General features: G+C 69.8%; 10 protein-coding genes. 7 read left to right on the top strand and 3 right to left on the bottom strand.

The window, feature by feature from the left end:
• Positions 1-108: 108 nt before the first annotated feature.
• Entirely contained in the window at positions 109-1,497 is a 1,389-nt protein-coding gene (locus tag EST54_RS25445) for a cystathionine beta-synthase (protein WP_129250058.1), read from the bottom strand.
• Between the two features lie 196 nt (positions 1,498-1,693).
• On the opposite strand from EST54_RS25445, the gene EST54_RS25440 reads away from it, so the two are divergent.
• From EST54_RS25440 to EST54_RS25430, 3 genes are all read left to right on the top strand, one after another.
• Complete coding sequence (locus EST54_RS25440; protein WP_129250057.1) at positions 1,694-2,704, top strand: SGNH/GDSL hydrolase family protein; 1,011 nt, start codon at positions 1,694-1,696, stop codon at positions 2,702-2,704.
• A gap of 276 nt (positions 2,705-2,980) precedes the next feature.
• Entirely contained in the window at positions 2,981-4,201 is a 1,221-nt protein-coding gene (locus tag EST54_RS25435) for an acetyl-CoA C-acetyltransferase (RefSeq protein WP_129250056.1), read from the top strand.
• A gap of 820 nt (positions 4,202-5,021) precedes the next feature.
• Positions 5,022-5,960 (top strand): hypothetical protein, encoded by a 939-nt coding sequence (locus EST54_RS25430; protein WP_129250055.1) that lies wholly within the window; start codon positions 5,022-5,024, stop codon positions 5,958-5,960.
• Between the two features lie 19 nt (positions 5,961-5,979).
• Here EST54_RS25430 and EST54_RS25425 read toward each other — a convergent pair whose 3' ends face one another.
• Positions 5,980-6,339 carry a hypothetical protein gene (locus EST54_RS25425; RefSeq protein ID WP_129250054.1) on the bottom strand — a complete coding sequence of 120 codons (360 nt, stop codon included), beginning with the start codon at positions 6,337-6,339 and terminating at the stop codon, positions 5,980-5,982.
• 98 nt (positions 6,340-6,437) lie between these two features.
• On the opposite strand from EST54_RS25425, the gene EST54_RS25420 reads away from it, so the two are divergent.
• Entirely contained in the window at positions 6,438-6,665 is a 228-nt protein-coding gene (locus tag EST54_RS25420) for a DUF4287 domain-containing protein (protein ID WP_006605171.1), read from the top strand.
• Between the two features lie 116 nt (positions 6,666-6,781).
• Here the strand turns inward: EST54_RS25420 and EST54_RS25415 are convergent, their stop codons facing one another.
• Positions 6,782-7,669, bottom strand: coding sequence for a Bax inhibitor-1/YccA family protein (locus EST54_RS25415; RefSeq protein ID WP_129250053.1), 888 nt, complete (start codon positions 7,667-7,669; stop codon positions 6,782-6,784).
• Between the two features lie 641 nt (positions 7,670-8,310).
• On the opposite strand from EST54_RS25415, the gene EST54_RS25410 reads away from it, so the two are divergent.
• The 3 genes from EST54_RS25410 to EST54_RS25400 form a co-directional block, all read left to right on the top strand.
• Positions 8,311-11,163, top strand: a complete 2,853-nt coding sequence (locus tag EST54_RS25410) for a bifunctional glycosyltransferase/CDP-glycerol:glycerophosphate glycerophosphotransferase (protein WP_129250052.1) — start codon at positions 8,311-8,313, stop codon at positions 11,161-11,163.
• Positions 11,163-12,332 (top strand): glycosyltransferase, encoded by a 1,170-nt coding sequence (locus EST54_RS25405; protein WP_129250051.1) that lies wholly within the window; start codon positions 11,163-11,165, stop codon positions 12,330-12,332. Before EST54_RS25410 ends, EST54_RS25405 begins: the two co-directional genes overlap by 1 nt.
• 208 nt (positions 12,333-12,540) lie before the next feature.
• The coding region (locus tag EST54_RS25400; protein ID WP_129250050.1) for a class I SAM-dependent methyltransferase at positions 12,541-13,242 on the top strand (702 nt) is incomplete at its 3' end.

Here is a 13,242-nt window from a genome sequence, read left to right as displayed (position 1 = left end):
TTGCGGCGGCCACACCACGGACGGCCCGCCGCCGCACCGCGAACGGCCCGGCGCCCCTGCGGAGAGGGGCACCGGGCCGCCGCGTACGACCGCCGCCGGAAGGCGCTGCTACTTGCCGGCCTCGCGCGCCAGATAGGCCAGCAGGTCCTGCCGGCTCACCACGCCCTTCGGCTTGCCCTCGACGAGGACGATCGCCGCGTCCGCGTTCTCCAGCACCGCCATCAGATCGGCGACCGGCTCGCCGGAGCCGACCTGCGGCAGCGGCGGGCACATGTGCTTCTCCAGCGGGTCGGTCAGCGAGGCGCGCTGGGTGAACAGCGCGTCCAGCAGCTCGCGCTCGACGACCGAGCCGATGACCTCGGCGGCCATCACATCGGGGTGCCCGGCGCCGGGCTTGACGATCGGCATCTGCGAGACGCCGTACTCGCGCAGCACCTCGATCGCCTCGCCGACGGTCTCCTCCGGGTGCATGTGCACCAGCGAGGGCAGGGCGCCCTCCTTGTGCTGGAGCACCTCGCCGACCCGCGCCGCGGGGCCGCCCTCCTCCAGGAAGCCGTAGTCGGCCATCCACTCATCGTTGAAGATCTTGGAGAGGTAACCACGGCCACTGTCGGGCAGCAGCACGACCACCACGTCATCGGGGCCGAGCTTCGAGGCGACCTCCAGCGCACCCACCACGGCCATCCCGCAGGAGCCGCCGACCAGCAGGCCCTCCTCCTTGGCGAGCCGCCGGGTCATCTGGAAGGCGTCCTTGTCCGAGACCGCCACGATCTCGTCCGCGACGGTGCGGTCGTAGGCGGTCGGCCAGAAGTCCTCACCGACGCCCTCGATCAGATACGGGCGCCCGGAGCCGCCGCTGTAGACCGAGCCCTCGGGGTCGGCGCCGATGACCTTGACCCGGCCGTCGCTGGCGTCCTTCAGATAGCGGCCGGTGCCGCTGATCGTGCCGCCGGTGCCGACACCCGCCACGAAGTGCGTGATCCGCCCCCCGGTCTGCGCCCACAGCTCGGGACCGGTCGTCTCGTAGTGGGAGCGCGGATTGTTCGGGTTGCTGTACTGGTCCGGCTTCCAGGCCCCGGGCGTCTCGCGCACCAGCCGGTCCGAGACGTTGTAGTACGAGTCCGGGTGCTCGGGGTCCACGGCGGTGGGGCACACCACCACCTCGGCGCCGTACGCCCGCAGCACATTGATCTTGTCCGTGGACACCTTGTCCGGGCAGACGAAGATGCACTTGTAACCCTTTTGCTGGGCGACGATCGCCAGGCCCACACCGGTGTTGCCGGACGTCGGCTCGACGATGGTGCCGCCGGGCTGCAGCTCACCCGACTGCTCGGCGGCCTCGATCATCCGCACGGCGATCCGGTCCTTGACCGATCCGCCGGGGTTGAAGTACTCGACCTTCGCCAGGACGGTGGCCTGGATCCCTCGAGTGACGTTGTTGAGCCGCACGAGCGGGGTGTTGCCGACCAGCTCAATCATCGAATCGTAAAACTGCACGGTGGTCTCCGCGGTCAGGGGCACGCTCTCCTGCGCCCGTGCGGCCAGCCTATTGCCCGGGTCCGTTAGAGGAGGGAAGAGTTGCGTTCCGTGCAGGAACGGGCAACACCCTGTTGTAGGAGTTCTTGCCGATTCAAGAGCGCGTCCGGCCCCGGTGCCGCGGCGCGCCCGCACTGCGCGGGGAGGTGCCCGGCCCATGCCGATGACGATGTCCAGGGCGAGAGTGGCACGGCGGATCGCCACCGCGGCCGCGTTCGGCGGCGGCGGCGTCGGGCTGCTCGGCGTCGCCGCCGTCGGTGTGCTGCTGACCGAGGTCCGGCTGGCCCGCCGTACGGTCGGCGGCTCCAGCGACATCCCGCCGTGCGCCGACGGCCGCTACGGCGCCGCCTTCGGCCACCGCACCGACCGGCCGCCCCTGCGGCTGGGCTTCCTCGGCGACTCCACCGCCGCCGGGCAGGGGGTGCACCGCCCCTCCCAGACCCCGGGCGCACTGCTCGCCTCCGGCCTGGCCGCGCTCTCCGAGCTGCCCGTGGACTTCCGCAACGTGGCGCTGCCCGGGGCGCAGTCCGACGACCTGGAGCGCCAGGTGGAGCTGATGCTGGCGGACGACACCGCCACGCCGGACGTCTGCGTCATCATGATCGGCGCCAATGACGTCACCCACCGGATGGCGCCCGCCCAGTCCGTACGCCTCCTCTCCGAGGCGGTGCGCCGGCTGCGCGCGGCGGGCTGCGAGGTGATCGTCGGCACCTGCCCCGATCTGGGCACCATCGAGCCGGTCTATCAGCCGCTGCGCTGGGTGGCCCGGCGGCTGTCGCGGCAGCTCGCCGCCGCCCAGACGATCGGCGTGATCGAGAGCGGCGGCCGGACGGTCTCGCTCGGCGATCTGCTCGGGCCGGAGTTCGAGGCGCGTCCACGGGAGCTGTTCGGGCCGGACAACTACCACCCGTCGGCCGAGGGCTATGCCACCGCCGCGATGGCCGTGCTGCCGACGCTGTGCGCCTCACTGGGCCTGTGGCCGGAGGAGGAGCGGCCGGAGCCCGCCCGTGGCGAGGGCCTGCTGCCGGTCGAGCAGGCGGCCGCCGAGGCGGCTTCCGAGGGCGGTACGGAGGTCACCTCCCGCGCACCCTGGGCGCTGCTCAAGCACCGCAGGCGCCGCCAGCTGCCGGAGCCGGAGCCGACGGATCCGTCGTCGGTCACGGGCTGACGCCGCGGCAGACGGACGGCGCAGGCGGACGGCGCGGCACCAGGGGCGGGCCGTACGGGAATACCCGGCGGCCCGCCCTCGTTTTCCCAAACGCCCGCCATAAGCGCTCGCTTAGAAAAGAGGCCCGCATCACAGGGCGCACCCCGTGACCTCAGCAGTACGTGCAGGTAACTTCCCACTCAGTCCTGCCCGTCCGCGTCCGACCACCACGCCGCCGACCACCCCACCGCAACGAGGCGCTCCGCGCCGTTCGTTCTTACGCCCTCTGGAGCCGTGATGCCCGAAGCCGTGATCGTCTCAGCCGCCCGCTCCCCGATCGGCCGCGCCTTCAAGGGCTCGCTCAAGGACGTCCGCCCGGACGACCTGACCGCGCAGATCATCGAGACCGCCCTGGCCAAGGTCCCCGAGCTGGACCCGAAGGACATCGACGACCTGATGCTCGGCTGCGGTCTGCCCGGCGGCGAGCAGGGCCACAACCTCGGCCGCATCGTGGCCGTCCAGATGGGGATGGACCACCTCCCGGGCTGCACCATCACCCGTTACTGCTCCTCCTCGCTCCAGACGACCCGCATGGCGCTGCACGCCATCAAGGCGGGCGAGGGCGACGTCTTCATCTCGGCCGGCGTCGAGACCGTCTCGCGCAGCGTCAAGGGCAGCTCCGACGGCCTGCCGGACACCCACAACCCGCTCTTCGCCGACGCCGAGGCCCGCACCGCGGCGCGCGCCGAGGAGGAGGGCGCGGGCTGGCACGACCCGCGCGAGGACGGCCTGATCCCGGACGCGTACATCGCGATGGGCCAGACCGCGGAGAACCTCGCCCGCCTCAAGGGCATCACCCGCCAGGACATGGACGAGTTCGGCGTACGGTCCCAGAACCTCGCCGAGAAGGCGATCAACAACGGGTTCTGGGAGCGGGAGATCACCCCGGTCACGCTGCCCGACGGCACGGTCGTCGCCAAGGACGACGGCCCGCGCGCCGGCGTCACCGTCGACGGCGTCGCCGGCCTCAAGCCGGTCTTCCGCCCCGACGGCCTGGTGACCGCCGGCAACTGCTGCCCGCTGAACGACGGCGCCGCGGCGCTGGTCATCATGTCCGACACCAAGGCGCGCGAGCTGGGCCTGACCCCGCTGGCCCGGATCGTCTCCACCGGCGTCTCCGGCCTCTCCCCCGAGATCATGGGCTACGGCCCGGTCGAGGCCAGCAAGCAGGCGCTGCGGCGGGCCGGCCTCTCGGTCTCCGACATCGACCTGGTCGAGATCAACGAGGCGTTCGCCGCCCAGGTCATCCCGTCCTACCGGGACTTGGGCATCGACCTGGACCGGCTGAACGTCAACGGCGGCGCGATCGCCGTCGGCCACCCCTTCGGCATGACCGGCGCCCGCATCACCACCACCCTGATCAACTCCCTCCAGTGGCACGACAAGCAGTTCGGCCTGGAGACGATGTGCGTCGGCGGCGGCCAGGGCATGGCGATGGTCATCGAGCGGCTGAGCTGAGCTGGAGCGGAGGGTAGGGGTCGGGTGCGAGGAACGAGTGCCCGGCACCTGCCCGCAGCGGAAGCGAAGCTCAGCGCGACCACAGGCACGTGCGGCTGAGCTGAGCTGGAGCGGAGGGTAGGGGTCGGGTGCGAGGAACGAGTGCCCGGCACCTGCCCGCAGCGGAAGCGAAGCTCAGCGCGACCACAGGCACGTGCGGCTGAGCTGAGCTGGAGCGGAGGGTAGGGGTCGGGTGCGAGGAACGAGTGCCCGGCACCTGCCCGCAGCGGAAGCGAAGCTCAGCGCGACCACGGACAAGTGCGGCTGAGCTGAGCTGAAGCAGTAGCTGAGCGTAAGGGCCGGGCGCTCGCTCCGCGCGCCCGGCACCTGCCCCGGACCGTCCCCGCCCGCGCGCACAAAACGGACCAACTCCCGCCCCGCGCACACCCTTCGCTGTCAGGCGCATACAGGCGGCGACACGGCGTGACCTGCGCCACTCGTTAACTGGATCGCGACCCAATCTCCCCCAGGATTGTGACCAACGCCCTCAGGGGGAGGCGTTCTTGCAGGTCAGCATGGGTTCGCTCGAACATATACGACCCTCACCCCCCTCCATTTCGGGACATAGTTCGCCCGGAGCGGTCGCCGACCACCGGCAGCCTGATGTAGGAAGTCGGAGAACATTCTGCTAACGGGAGTACGCCGGTGAGTGTGCCACTACCAGGAGTGACCCCGTGAGCGAGCGCATCAAGGGGGTCGCCGCGGCCGACGGCCGGGGCAAGTCCATGTACCGATGCGCGGCCCGAGGGAACAGGGCCGCCGAGCGAAGTGGGGAGGACGCATGAGCGTCACCACCCTCGTCCTGCTACTGGCCGCGGCCACCGCCGTGGCGCTGGGCGCCGTCGCCCTGCGCACCGCCCGTGCCCTGCACCGTCAGATCGCCGAGCTGCACGCCGAGCTCGTCGCCACCCGGCAGGACGTCGCCGCGCGCACCGAGGTGGCACACCCGGCCGTCGCGGCCATCCCGGCCGCCCGGGCCACCCCGGCAGACGAGACCCCGCTCGCGGACATACGTGCCGCCGTCGCGGACGCGCTCGCCGAGGAGCGGGAGCGCGAACTGGCCGAGGCCCGTGCGTTCTGGGCCGCGCAGGAGGCCAGGGACGCGGCCGACGCCCCCTCCCTGCTGGGCGGTCTCGCCGGACTCGGCGACGAGAGCCCGCTGGACGCCCGCGCCGACCAGCGCGAGCTTCCCGAGCGCCCGGAGTCCGACCGCTTCGACACCCACCCGTTCTTGCCCCGCCAGGCGGACTGGGCCGGCCTGGAGCCGCTGCTGGGGCCGGACGCCCTGGAGTCCGTCGAGGCACTGGACGCGCCCGAGTGGGAACCGGTCGAGGAGACCGAGTCCGCCGAACTGGCCGCCGCCCGCCGGCGCCACCCCTCGCACCCGGACTTCTCCCCGTCCCCGGTGATCAGTGATCACGAGCGCACGGTCGCGCGCCTGGAGGAGCTGGCGCAGCGGGCCACCCCGCTCGCGGATGTGCGCCCCGGCCCGCTGGGCACCCTGGACGTCTACGTCTTCACCGACGGCACCACGCTCTGCCTGACCCCCGGGCAGCGCGAAACCGCGGAGCGGGTGGCCGGCGCACTGCACGAGGGGCACTGTCCGGTGCTGCTGGGCGGCTCCGGCATCTCCGGTGCGTATGCGCTGACCTTCTCCTGGGGCGAGAGCCGCGAGGAGAGCGTCTACATCCTCGCCGACCGCGTCATCGCCTCGCTCTGATCCGGCGCGGCGGCTCCCGCTAGCAGCGGTCCGCCGCCGCCCGTACCCATCGCACGGCCTCCGCCAGCTCGTCGGCGGGGGCCACTTTTGCGTCAGATTCGGCCGGTTCGTCGGCCACGCGGGCCGCCGCGGCCCGCAGCGCCTCGACGAGATCGTGTCCGGCCACCGCCAGCTGGTCGCCGGCCGCGAACATCCCGGCGTCCGGCATCTCGTGCGGGGGCCGTCCCGGCTGCTCGATCAGCTGTGCACGGGTCGCCAACTGCCGTGCCAGCGCGAGTCCTTCGGCCGCGGCGCCGCGGCCGAGCACGCTCTGCGGCAGCGACCTGAGGCGGTCGGCGAGGGCGTCCACGGCGGTCTGCAAGGGGGTCACGTCAAGCACGTCGTGAGCCTATGCGCCACTCCCGGGTGGTTGCCAACGCCCGAACGCTCAGGCACGGTGGGCTGAAGTACCAGCATCGACCGCGTCCGGAGGCGCCGATGTCTCAGCTCTTCTCCGAAGAGACCCACCGGAACATGCTCTCCCGTATCCCGCACTGCACCGGCCGGGAAATCTCCGACTGGCTCCGCACCGTTGACGAAGGCCCCGCTCTCTTCCGCTTCGACGAAAAGGTCAGCTGGCTCCGCGGCGAGCACAATCTCGCCTACGGACATGCAAAAGCAATCGTTCATGAACACGATCTCAGGCGTGCTGCGCGGAAGTTCTGACCGCCGATGACGGGCTTATGGCCCCTCCGGCCCAGAACACGCGACATCCCTCATGCCAAGGGCCCGCAGGCAACAGCCTGCGGGCCCTTCGGTGTGCGCCCCGGGCGCCGGACGGGTCAGTCGCCCCGGAGGATCGAGATCAGCCGGAGCATCTCCACGTAGATCCACACCAGCGTCATCGTCAGACCGAACGCCGCCAGCCAGGACTCCTCGCGCGGCGCGCCGTAGGTGACGCCGTCCTCGACCTGCTTGAAGTCCATCGCCAGGAACAGCGCGCCGAGGACCACGCCCACGATGCCGAAGAGGATGCCCAGGCCGCCGCTGCGGAAGCCGAGGCCGTCACCGCCGCCGAACACCATGAACAGCAGGTTGACCGCCGACAGCAGGAAGAAGCCCATGGCGGCGATCAGCACGAAGCGGGTGAAGCGGGCGGTGACCCGCACGATCCGCGTCTTGTAGGCGACCAGCATGGCGACGAACACCGCCAGCGTGCCCAGCACCGCCTGCATGGGGGCGCCGTTCATCTTCGGCAGGTCGTTGATGAAGCCGCTGAGCGCGCCGAGGAAGAGCCCCTCCAGCGCCGCGTACGACAGGATCAGCGCGGGCGAGGGCTTGCGCTTGAAGGACTGGACGAGCGCCAGCACCATCGCGACCAGGCCGGCGCCGAACGCGAAGCCGAGGCTCCCGGTCAGGAAGAGCCAGCCGACGGTGGCGCCGGCGACGACCGTGCCGAGCGTCATGGCGGTCCGCGCGACGACGTCGTCCATCGTCATCGGGCGGGTCTGTGGCGTGTACTGCGGCGGTGCGTGGGTGACGTGCTGCTGGCCCTGGGCGTACGGGTTCGTCGCGTCGGCCGCGTAGGGGTTGCCGCCCTGCGCGTACGGGTTCGCGCCGGCGTACGGCGGTGCGGCGGGGCCCCCGGCCTGCGGCGGTGCGTTGAAGCCCGCGTAGCCGGTGTCGCGGCTGAACCCCCGTCGCGAGAAGACCGGGTTGCTGCTCCTCATCTCACTCCTCCATGGCCGCCCTGCGCGGCCTTGACGGCAAGCGTAATGGCTTGGCAAAGGCGCGTCGCTCGTTCTTGAGCAGGATCTTCCCTGATTGCGGGACGGCGCATCCACCATGAGGAGGACGTCCGGGAGGCCGGAGACGTGCCCGCGGCAGGGCCCGGACCGGTCACGCCGCCGGTCCGCGGCCCTGCTGACACAGCGTCACGCCATCCTGTCCGGCATTCCCGAATATTTCGATCCCTTACCGCCTTCTTGCCGCGCTCTTGTCCTCGTCTGTTGTCCTCGTCCGTTGTCCACGGGTGATGCCGCCGCACTCGAACTGGGATTTTCCTTCTGCTCCGCGCGGGGCTCCTTCCCGCCGCCTTCCGAACGGAATCCGATAAATGTCTGATCGCAACGGACGTCACATGACACGGCAGGCAACCGATTCGCGGGAGGGGCCGTCTTCCCTCCCGTCCGGAGTTTGCCCTGATGGGTGGATCCGCAGGGCTGACGCATGGTCAGGATCCGAACCCCGGAGTACCCCTTCTCGACGCCCCCGTGGCTCACCGTCCGTAGTGCCATGGGCGCGATCGGTTGCAATCCGAGGGTACAGACAGGGCTATTCTGGCGGGAAACAGCAGCGAGAGAGGGTTGAGATGCCTGTGCCTGACGTCTCAGTAGTCGTCATCGTCTACAACGACGCCGACCGGTTGCCGACCGCGATCCAGTCCGTACTGGATCAAACGCTCCGGGACGTCGAGGTGGTGATCGTCGACGACTGCAGCACGGACGGTTCTTTCGAAGTGGCACAGCGGTTCGCAGCCGCGCACCCCGGGCGGGTCAGGGCCTTCCAGACGCCGGAGAACAGTGGTGCGGTGGGCGAGCCGCGGAACGTCGGCATCGAGCACACCCAGGGCCGGTACGTCATGTTCCTGGACAGCGATGACGTCCTGGAACTCAATGCGTGCCGCAATATGTTGGAGGCCGCCGAGAAAACCGGGTCGGATATCGTTTCCGGCTTGTGCGTCCGGCTGCACAAGGACACCCGCAATCAGAAGCGCGACGAGTGGTACGCCTGGCTGTACTCCACGACCCGCACGGTGGAGTCCGTCGAGGAATTTCCGGACCTGTTCGTCTGGGACACTCTGTCCACCAATAAGTGCTATCGCCGCGAGTTTCTTATTGAGAACAATCTCCGTTTCCCCAAGGGGATTTTCTACGAGGACCTGATCTTTATCGCCGGCGCATATCTCTCGGCGCGCCGCATCACCCTGATCCCCAATCAGGTCTATTTCTGGCACGTATACCAGCGGGCCGCCGTGAAGTCGGTCTCGAACCGCCGCCACGAAATGACCAACTATACGCACCGGCTGGAGATCCACCGGCGCATCGACGCATTGCTGGCGGAGCGCGGGCTGGACGATATGAAGCTCGCCAAGGACGTGAAATTCCTCAAGCACGACCTGGTGCTGTACCTGCGGGACCTGCCCTTCCGGGACGACGCCTATCGCCAGGAGTTCGCCGAGCTCTCCCGGGAATACCTCGCGAGCATCGCCCCCGAGGCGTACGAGCGGGTCCAGCCGATACAGGCCATCTGCGCCTACCTGCTCCAGCAGGGCGACTGGGACAACCTGATCCCGGCGGTCGACACCCTGATCAACCGCGCCAAGGTCTCCTCCCCGCTCACCGAGCGCGACGGCCGCATCTACTGGTGCGACGGCCATTTCGATGACGCGTTCGGGCGCGAGGTGCTGGACGTGACGGACGTCGGCTACCACGAGAAGCCGGTCAACCAGCTGTTCCTGCGCAATCAGCTCACCCGCTTCCGCTCCTCCGGCCGGTCCGTCGCCCTGACCGGGCGGATCACCAACCCGCTCGGCGTCATCCCGCCGGACGCCACGCTGAAGGGCCGGCTGGAGTTCAGCGCCCGCCGGCGCAGTCTGCAGTCCTTCCACTTCCCCGTGCGGGTGCTGCGCCACGACGGCGACACCGTCCACTGGGAGGCCGCCGCGGACCTCACCGCGAAGCTGCGCCCGCTGGGCATCGTCGACACCATCTGGGACGTACGGCTGCGCCTGGACGTGGACGGGGTGCCCACCACCACCCGGCTCACCGTCGCCGACACCGAGCTGTCCGGCGGGCTGCCGGTGCGGCCGCGGCTGACGCGGATGGTCGCCGATCACGTCGAGCCGCATGTCTCGGCCAAGGGGCATCTGGCGTTCCGCCTGGTCAGCGAGGGACGTAACGCCGAGCGGGTCCAGGAGCTGATCACCCGCGGGGTGCAGGGCAAGCCGGGGACGCTGGCCAAGACCGGGTTCCGCAAGGCGAAGGCGCTGCGGCAGAAGGTCGTCTCCGGCGACAACAAGCTCCGCGCCTACCACGAGGTGTTCAGCCGGCTGCCGGTCAAGAAGCGCACGGTGGTCTTCGAGAGCCACCTGGGCAAGCAGTACAGCGACAGCCCGCGCGCCCTCTACGAGGAGATGCGCCGGCAGGGCCTGGACTTCGAGGCGATCTGGTCGTACGCCGGGTCCCCGGAGGGCTTCCCGAAGGACGCCACCCTGGTCAAGCGCTGGTCCCTGCCCTACCTCAAGGCGCTGGCGCAGGCCGAGTTCTGGGTCGACAACCAGAGCTACCCGCTCAAGCTCACCAAGCGCCCGGAGACCACCTACCTGCAGACCTGGCACGGCTCGGCGCTGAAGAACATGGGCTTCGACATGCCGTCGCTGAAGGCGCAGACCCGGGAGCAGCAGGCCGAGCAGCAGCGATCGCTGGACCGCTTCGACCGCTTCCTGATCCGCTCCGAGCACGATGTGCACACCCTGGCCAAGGCCTTCCGGCTCAAGGAGAAGACGCTGCTGCGGGTGGGCTACCCGCGCAATGACGCACTGGTCCGCGCCCGGCAGCGGGAAACGGAGCTGGGGCGGCGTGAACGCGGGCCGCTGGCCGCGGAGTTGGGCATTCCCGAGGACCGCACCGTACTGCTTTACGCGCCGACGTTCCGCAAGGCGGGCGGCCGGCACGGGCGCTTCGAATTGCCCTTTGACGTCGAGCGTTTCGCCGAGCAGTTCGGCGACCGCTATGTCCTCCTGGTGCGCTCGCACTACCTCAATCACGTGGTGCTGCCGCCGACCGTCGCGGGCCGGGTCATCGACGTCTCGGCGCGCCATGACGTGACGCCCCTGCTGGAGCTGGCCGACGGGCTGATCACGGACTATTCGTCGGTGATGTTCGACTACGCGCTGCTCGACCGGCCGCTGGTGTTCTTCACCTACGACTATGACGAGTACGTGCACGAGGGCCGCGGCACCTACTTCGATCTGCTGGAGCATGCGCCGGGCCCGGTGGTCCGCACCGAGGACGATTTCCACAAGGCGATCAAGTCCTTCGAGTCGCAGGCTCAGGACTATGCGAAGAGCCGCCAGGAATTCATCGCCAAGTTCGGCGAATACGACCGGGGCGACGCCGCCAAGAGCATCGTCGATCAGTTTTTTGCGCAGTGGAGCCGTTGATGACCAAGTCGAACGCAGCCGAACCGCGGGACATCTTCTTCGTCTCCAACAGCGTCAATGAGATGGGCGGCGTCACCAGCTGGTCCCATCAGATGGCACGCCTGTTCAGCGAGCGGGGCCACCGGGTGCACATCGTCGGTGTGGTGCCGCCCCCCGAGGGCCGGGTCCATGAGCTCGCCCCCGACGTGCCGTTCAAGACGACCACGCTCTACACGGAGCACCCGCCCTCCGTCCGCCCCGTGCGCAGCCTCAAGGACAAGCTCAACCTCGTCGAGCAGCGCCGCCGGGCCGCCCGCGAGGCCGGTATGCAGGAGCAGGCCGCCAAGATGAGCGCGCTGTTCCGGGCGGCGAAGCCGGGCGGGGTGGTGATCGTCACCCAGGTCTGGGCGATGGAGTGGGTCGCGCTGGCCGACACCGCGGGGCTGACGGTGATCGGAATGAGCCATGAATCGTTCGACACCTGCCGCAAGTCGTCCCGCTTCGCTCGGGTCAAGCGGTTTTACGAGGATGTCGACCGGATGCTGACGCTCACCCGCGAGGACGCCGACCGCTGGATCCGGCAGCGGATGGACAACGTCGGCTTCATGCCGAACCCGCTGCCCTTCTTCCCCGAGGTCCCCTCGGACCGCTCCCACAAGTGCGTGGTCAGCATCGGCCGGCTCCACGAGGAGAAGGGCGTGGACCTGCTGCTGGAGGCCTGGGCGCGGGTCGCGCCGCAGCACCCCGACTGGACGCTGCGGATCTACGGCTCCGGCGAGGAGGAAGAGGCCCTGCGCAAGCAGGCCGCGGAGCTGGGCATCGCGGACACGGTCGACTGGATGGGCCGCACCGGCGATGTTCCCGGGGCGCTGCGGGAGAGCGCGGTGTTCGCGCTCAGCTCGCGCGGCGAGGGCTTCCCGCTGGCCCCCATGGAGGCGATGGCGACCGCCGTCCCGTGTGTGGCGTTCGATGTGGCGCCGGGCGTCCACGAGATCATTTCGGACGGCGTGGACGGGTTGCTTGCACCTCCGGGCAATATCACCGAATTCGCCCGCCACCTGGACACCCTGATGTCCGACAAGGACCTCCGGGACACGATGGGCGAGACGGCGCGGACGAACATCCAGCGGTTCTCCACGGAGGAGATCGTCCCCCGCTGGGAGAGCCTGTTCGCGCTCCTGGAGCGCTGAGCCGGTCCGCTTCGGGTGTGAGAGAGGTCACTTCCTGCCGCGAGTGACCTCTCTCATGCCACGGCCACAACGGTGCTCCGGAGCCCCGGATTCCGCGCTATCAAGGGGCGGAGCCGTGCGGGACCGCCGCGTCCGGCCCCGGTCAGCGGCACTGTCACGTCTCGGTCCGAGCATTGGCCGGAATTCATCAGACCCCTAGCGTGTGCGCATGGATCTGACGCAGACCACGCACCGGCCCAGTGCGCCCTGGCGCCCGTCCGCAGGATTGGCGTTCCTCCAGGAGGCGACCCGCACCCAACGCCTCACCGGCGCCATCGCCCCCAGCAGTCGGCGGCTGGCCACCCGGCTCGCGGTCCCCCTCCGGCAGCGGAAGCCCAGCCGCCCTGCCGCGATCTTGGAGGTCGGCGCCGGCACCGGCACGGTCACCCGTGCCCTGGCACGGCTCGTCGGACCCGCGGACCAGCTGGACGTCGTCGAAGTCAACCCCAGTTTCGTCCGAATACTCACCGATTCCATGGAGACGGACCCGGATCTGGCCGGGGCCGCTCCGCAGATCCGGATCGTGCCCGAGTCGATCACGGACATGCACCTCGCCCCGCACAGCTACGACGTCATCGTCTCCTGCCTCCCCTTCGCGAACTTCGAACCGGACGTGGTCGAGTCGATCTTCGAGCGGTACCTCTCCGCGCTCACTCCGGGCGGGCATCTGACCTACTTCCGCTATCTCGGCACGCAGGTCGCCCGCACCGTCTTCAGCAGCCGTACGGAGATCACCCGCCATCGGGCGGTCACCGCCGTCATGGAGGACTTCGAGCACCGCTACGGGGTCCACCGTGCGACGGTGTGGGGCAACCTCCCTCCCGCGCAGGTCCAGACCCTGCGGGCACCCGCCCCGCGGACGACCCCGCCC

This window comes from Streptomyces sioyaensis, from assembly GCF_004122735.1.
GTDB lineage: Bacteria > Actinomycetota > Actinomycetes > Streptomycetales > Streptomycetaceae > Streptomyces > Streptomyces sioyaensis.
Note: the sequence above shows the minus strand (reverse complement) of the source record. Positions and strands in the feature narration are given on the sequence as shown.

What these genes read in the sequence shown, in the direction of transcription:
- EST54_RS25440 (WP_129250057.1), top strand. Translation starts at nt 1,694, where the DNA reads ATGCCGATGACGATGTCCAGGGCGAGAGTGGCACGGCGGATCGCCACC.
- EST54_RS25415 (WP_129250053.1), bottom strand. Translation starts at nt 7,669, where the DNA reads ATGAGGAGCAGCAACCCGGTCTTCTCGCGACGGGGGTTCAGCCGCGAC.
- EST54_RS25410 (WP_129250052.1), top strand. Translation starts at nt 8,311, where the DNA reads ATGCCTGTGCCTGACGTCTCAGTAGTCGTCATCGTCTACAACGACGCC.
- EST54_RS25405 (WP_129250051.1), top strand. Translation starts at nt 11,163, where the DNA reads ATGACCAAGTCGAACGCAGCCGAACCGCGGGACATCTTCTTCGTCTCC.
- EST54_RS25435 (WP_129250056.1), top strand. Translation starts at nt 2,981, where the DNA reads ATGCCCGAAGCCGTGATCGTCTCAGCCGCCCGCTCCCCGATCGGCCGC.
- EST54_RS25420 (WP_006605171.1), top strand. Translation starts at nt 6,438, where the DNA reads ATGTCTCAGCTCTTCTCCGAAGAGACCCACCGGAACATGCTCTCCCGT.
- EST54_RS25430 (WP_129250055.1), top strand. Translation starts at nt 5,022, where the DNA reads ATGAGCGTCACCACCCTCGTCCTGCTACTGGCCGCGGCCACCGCCGTG.